Genomic DNA, 5,504 nt, shown 5'->3' with positions numbered 1-5,504 from the left:
AAAACTTACTAGAATATATTGCATCATAATAAAAACTAGTTACACTTTCTGGGACAATATATGAATTCAACTTTTTAGCAGAAGGAAAACATAATAATTCCGTTTTATCTTTATTATATAAAATTCCATCCTCTGTTAAATAATTTAGATTTTCTTCATCAACCTTAACATTCTCTAGATTAGTAACAAACTTATATGGTGCTTTAGGCAATGTATCTACATCTTTATGTAATATTATTTCCTTTATATTATCATTTAGATAAAAAACAGTATTACTTTTTATCTCTTGTACAGAATCTGGCACTACATATGTTTCAATTGGAGCTTGACAGGCAATCAAAACAGTTTTCTCTTTGTCAAATAACGAACCATTACTTGATGAATAGAATTGATTTTCTTCATCAACATTTAAATTAGATAAACTTCCACAAGCACCGAGAAATCCGTCATCAATTTCTTCTATGGTTTTGGGAATATATAACGTTGTCAAATTTCTCAATCCCCAAATTGCCGAAAAACCAATTTTGCACACCCTATATTGATTACCGTTATATGTAATGGATTCAGGTATGTTAATTTCATAAATTGTGTTCATCGCCAAAAGTTTTAATAACTTCTGCTGTCATATCATTATTATTTACTCTATACTCTAAGTTACTAATTACAACAGCTTCAACATCGATAGCTTTTACTGTGTTAATATTGAATCCCAGTACACCTCCTGTTGAAAGAATTATAACAAGCATAAAAATTAATAGTTTTTTTATCCTGTTCCTCATTTGTATACTCCTTTCCTTTATACATTTCATTATTTTTACATAGTATATTTTAACATTAATATATCCAAAAAAAAAGAGTAGCGATTGCTCGCTATTCATTTTTTATACTTACTTTTCTCATTTTTCACTAAATGAAATTGTATATTCAGTACCATTTTTCCTACAATTCAATATTCTTTATAATTCTATTAACTGTACTCCTTGATAAATCAGTATTTCTAACTATATCAGATATCCTCATGCCATTGTTGTACAAGGTGATACCTTGAATATATAACTATTAATCGTAGTTGCTTTGTGTGATTTATAAGTGTAAATACTACTCATTAATCAAATCCTGTGTTATATCACTACACATAATATCATAGCCTGCAAAGTCAAGAAAATATCGTGTAGCATACATATAACCATTTATCGTAGTCTCTGATAATCCATTTAATTTACACTCTCTAATATACAAATCATATAAACTCCGATAACTAATATTCGTTAATGCATAAGCAGATTCAACCTTTCTTTTTCGTCTCTTGATTTCGGGCAAATTGGATTACCTGTTGGCTCTTTTGTCATATCATAGCCTCCTAAATTTTAAAAAAGTGAGTAGTCATGATTGCCACTTTTTCAATAAAAATAGCTTTCATAACTACCCACTTTTAATTTATAAATCCACTAGAAACCCAGTAAAATCAAGGCTTTCAAGTGTTTCACACTATTCAAACTCAATAGTAGCCGGTGGTTTCCCCGTACAATCATACAGTACTCTATTAACCCCTTTAACCTCATTAACAATCCTAGAAGTAACTTTACCAAGCACTTCCCAAGGAAGCTCAGCACTCTCTGCTGTCATGAAGTCTGAAGTTGTTACGGCACGAAGTGCGATTGCGTAGTCGTATGTTCTTTCGTCTCCCATACAACCTACGGAACGCATGTTAGTTAATGCTGCGAAGTATTGACCGATTTCTTTGTCGATTCCGGCTTTGGCAATTTCTTCGCGGTAGATGAAGTCAGCATCTTGAACGATACGAACTTTTTCTGCTGTTACTTCACCGATGATACGGATTGCAAGACCTGGGCCTGGGAATGGTTGTCTGAATACAAGGTTCTCAGGGATTCCAAGTTCAAGACCTGTTTTACGTACTTCATCTTTGAATAAGAGACGAAGTGGTTCGATGATTTCTTTGAAATCTACATAGTCAGGAAGTCCTCCAACGTTGTGGTGAGACTTGATTACTGCTGATTTACCAAGTCCACTTTCAATAACGTCTGGGTAGATTGTTCCTTGTACTAAGAAATCAACGGTACCGATTTTCTTAGCTTCTTCTTCGAATACACGAATGAATTCTTCACCGATGATTTTACGTTTTTCTTCTGGTTCAGATACACCAGCTAATTTGCTGTAGAAACGTTCTTGTGCATTTACACGAATGAAGTTTAAATCGAATTGTCCGTTTGGACCAAATACTTCTTCTACTTCATCGCCTTCGTTTTTACGTAATAGGCCGTGATCTACGAAGATACAAGTTAATTGTTTTCCTACGGCTTTAGAAAGTAATACGGCTGCTACAGAGGAATCTACACCACCTGATAATGCACATAATACTTTACCATTTCCAACTTTTTCACGGATTGATTTAATCGTTTCTTCTGCGAAAGAACTCATAACCCAATCACCTGAGCAGTTACATACATCATATACGAAATCGCTGAACATCTGAGTTCCTTCTACTGTATGAACTACTTCTGGGTGGAACTGAACAGCATATAGATTCTTCTCTGGGCATTCTAATCCTGCAACTGGACAAGATTCTGTTGTTGCAGTTACTTTGAAGCCTTCTGGTAATTTTGCAATGTAGTCAGTATGGCTCATCCAACATACTGTTTCTCTTGAAACTTTTCCAAATAATTTAGATGAAGCATCTGTAGTTACTTCTGCTTTACCGTATTCTCTAATAGGGGCCGGACTTACTTCACCACCAAGTAAATATGTCATCAATTGAGCACCATAACAGATTCCTAATACTGGGATACCTAGCTCAAATAATTCTTTTCCACAACGTGGAGACTCTTCTAGATATACACTAGCTGGACCTCCTGTTAAGATGATACCCTTAGGATTGATTTCTTTAATACGTTCTATACTTGTATTATAAGGCAATACTTCGCAATATACATTGCATTCTCTAACACGTCTTGCAATTAATTGATTGTATTGTCCACCAAAATCTAGTACAATAACTATTTCCTTATTCACGTGAATTCCTCCTATATCTTTCCTCTGATTCGTGATAATTACCTGCGTCAACAACATCAATATCAACATCATTTAATTGATGCCACCAACCTACTATCGTCACACAATACATATATCATACAACAATATTTCTGTTTTAACTAGTGTCAAATATATTTTTTCATAATATGTCACATGTATTCTTATTTTATCATAAATGATTGTACTTTTGTTACAACCACTTATGATTGTCGATTAATATTTGCTTATGTTACTTATTCTATCTACTTATAGCTCTTATAATTCATGAACCAGATTTCCGCTTACGTCCTCTACATAGAAACGGTATTTTGTTTTATTCTATTTCCGACCAATCAATCTTTTTGTCTTTGAAGTAGTATTCTCTGTCGTGTTCATTTACCTCGCGAAGCACCTTACAAGGATTACCGACTGCAATTACATTTGAGGGAATATCCTTTGTAACAACACTTCCTGCACCGACCACAACATTGTCACCGATAGTAATACCGGGCATAATGAGTACACCTGCACCTATCCAACAGTTTTTACCGATGTGAACGGAAGCATTGTATTGATAACCCTGCTGACGAAGTTCAGGTAATATCGGGTGTCCTGCAGTTGCTACGGTTACATTCGGTCCGAACATCGTATAGTCGCCCACATAAATGTGTGTATCATCAACCATTGTAACACCGAAATTGCAATAAATATTCTTTCCGAAGTGAATATGACCTGCACCCATATTGGAATAAAAAGGTGGCTCAATATAGCAGTTTTCACCTATTTCAGCAAACATCTCTTTCATAAGTGCCTGCCTCTTATCCATTTCAGTAGGGCGAGTCTTATTGAAATCATACAAGCGGTCAAGTCGTTTCAACTGATCACACATAATTTCTTCATCGCCGGGTAAGTAAAGTTCTCCTGTATGTAATTTGTCTTTCATAGCCATTTTAAGTTTCCTCCTTAATAGTTAGGTCTTTAACCCATTTGTATTTTTTGTAATTGATATATACAGCAGGCAATTTCAAAACGAATGCCGCAATAAATTTTTTGGCTTCCCTTATTTTTGCCCTTATGAGGGTTCGTAACACGCGGAAAAAGGATATAACACAAGGAAATTTTATCCTACTAAAAAGCAATGATTTCCTGTAATCCTAAAAAACAACTTTCTAAGCTAATTGCCATCTTGTGAACATAATTCACAGATGGCACATACCTACAAAAAGTTGTTTTTTGAGTTAATCCTTATTCAAATTCTCTCACTACATCATATGGCCATTCTATAATTCCACCGAACTCCTTTATGTTCGTATAACCTAACCTAGCAAGCTGTAAAGCAGCAATTTTACTACGTACTCCACTACGACAATATACGAGTAACTGCTGATTTTTATCAGGTAAAATATCCGTTACTTCTTCATTAATTTCTTCATGTGGTATTAATATAGCATCTTCTATATGACTTGCTTCATATTCTGCTTTGGTTCTTACATCAAGAATTGCATATCCTTCTTGATTATCCATAATCTCCTTTGCATCTTTTGCACTAATCTGTTCATATGGTATTTTATATTGATTTGTAGTCATTGTATTTCTTTATTTCCTTTCTGCGTTGTTTTATTATTGCACACAAGAATAGCTATTATGAGCAATCTCAAAAACACTTTTCATTAGTACTCCTGTACTTATTAAGTTATACTAATCCTTATTTTTTCTATTGTCAATTCCGTAAATTCTACTATCCCCCATAACTCGGTGCATTTCTTTTCTTTCAGGCATTTCATTTACTTCTGGAATTTCATCTAGTTTCAACAATTTGTCTGTAACTTCGAACGGCCCATTTGCTCCGCTTATAACATTCCAGTTGTTTCTTCAAAAGAAGGTAATCCCCTATTAAAGAGATTACCCTCTCAGTGAACTATATCTTTTAACCAAATTGCTTAAACCTTCTTAATTCTCGCTCTCTCTCATTCCCTGGACAATCTGAATAGCTTCCCCTAGTCTTTGATAATGCACAATCTCTCTTACTCGTAAGAACCGAATTGGATCACTTACGTCGCTATCATGCACATTGGTTAAGATTGTGTCATATAGTGATTGTGCTTTATGCTCGGCTACCATATCTTCATGAAGAAACATAAGAACGTTATCCTTCGATTTGTAACTAGGGAATTCAAACTCAGGAACACACAAATCCATCTTACTTAGTATCTCATCAGAATCATCCTCTTCTAGACTTCTCGTTAGTTGATATAATATTGCACTAACAACCTCCATATGGGCTAACTCTTCTGTACCTACAGAAGCATCGCTAGAAGCCATTGTGAACAGGTATAGTCAAACTCCTGATATTTTTTACAATATTAAGAAATATACTATTGACATTGACCCAACGTCAACTTGTATAATAGCTGTAAGGCGGTGATTTTTTTGGATTTGATTAGAATAAACGAAGTTGTTGACAACTTCGGTAT

General features: G+C 34.4%; 8 protein-coding genes. All 8 read right to left on the bottom strand.

Annotated elements, in window-relative coordinates; all coding sequences use genetic code 11:
• Positions 1 to 490 (bottom strand): leucine-rich repeat protein (locus ACW2QF_RS17210; RefSeq protein WP_455717247.1); only part of this gene is annotated, 490 nt, incomplete at its 3' end.
• 88 nt (positions 491 to 578) lie between these two features.
• Positions 579 to 779 (bottom strand): hypothetical protein, encoded by a 201-nt coding sequence (locus ACW2QF_RS17205; protein WP_455717246.1) that lies wholly within the window; start codon positions 777 to 779, stop codon positions 579 to 581.
• A gap of 160 nt (positions 780 to 939) precedes the next feature.
• Positions 940 to 1,035 carry a helix-turn-helix domain-containing protein gene (locus ACW2QF_RS17200; protein ID WP_455717245.1) on the bottom strand — a complete coding sequence of 32 codons (96 nt, stop codon included), beginning with the start codon at positions 1,033 to 1,035 and terminating at the stop codon, positions 940 to 942.
• A 63-nt stretch (positions 1,036 to 1,098) separates the two neighbouring features.
• Positions 1,099 to 1,320, bottom strand: coding sequence for a hypothetical protein (locus ACW2QF_RS17195; RefSeq protein WP_455717244.1), 222 nt, complete (start codon positions 1,318 to 1,320; stop codon positions 1,099 to 1,101).
• 168 nt (positions 1,321 to 1,488) lie between these two features.
• Entirely contained in the window at positions 1,489 to 3,030 is a 1,542-nt protein-coding gene (gene guaA, locus ACW2QF_RS17190; RefSeq protein WP_455717243.1) for a glutamine-hydrolyzing GMP synthase, read from the bottom strand.
• A gap of 334 nt (positions 3,031 to 3,364) precedes the next feature.
• Positions 3,365 to 3,979: a sugar O-acetyltransferase gene (locus ACW2QF_RS17185; RefSeq protein ID WP_455717242.1), complete on the bottom strand. Its 615-nt coding sequence runs from the start codon at positions 3,977 to 3,979 to the stop codon at positions 3,365 to 3,367.
• Between the two features lie 296 nt (positions 3,980 to 4,275).
• Positions 4,276 to 4,617: a rhodanese-like domain-containing protein gene (locus tag ACW2QF_RS17180; RefSeq protein ID WP_455717241.1), complete on the bottom strand. Its 342-nt coding sequence runs from the start codon at positions 4,615 to 4,617 to the stop codon at positions 4,276 to 4,278.
• A 363-nt stretch (positions 4,618 to 4,980) separates the two neighbouring features.
• A complete protein-coding gene (locus ACW2QF_RS17175; RefSeq protein ID WP_455717240.1) occupies positions 4,981 to 5,307 on the bottom strand; it encodes a manganese catalase family protein in 327 nt (108 codons plus the stop codon).
• Positions 5,308 to 5,504: the final 197 nt, after the last annotated feature.

Source organism: Anaerosporobacter sp. (assembly GCF_965301125.1).
This window is presented reverse-complemented; position numbering and strand designations above follow the sequence as displayed.

What these genes read in the sequence shown, in the direction of transcription:
- ACW2QF_RS17180 (WP_455717241.1), bottom strand. Translation starts at nt 4,617, where the DNA reads ATGACTACAAATCAATATAAAATACCATATGAACAGATTAGTGCAAAA.
- ACW2QF_RS17205 (WP_455717246.1), bottom strand. Translation starts at nt 779, where the DNA reads ATGAGGAACAGGATAAAAAAACTATTAATTTTTATGCTTGTTATAATT.
- ACW2QF_RS17185 (WP_455717242.1), bottom strand. Translation starts at nt 3,979, where the DNA reads ATGGCTATGAAAGACAAATTACATACAGGAGAACTTTACTTACCCGGC.
- ACW2QF_RS17175 (WP_455717240.1), bottom strand. Translation starts at nt 5,307, where the DNA reads ATGGAGGTTGTTAGTGCAATATTATATCAACTAACGAGAAGTCTAGAA.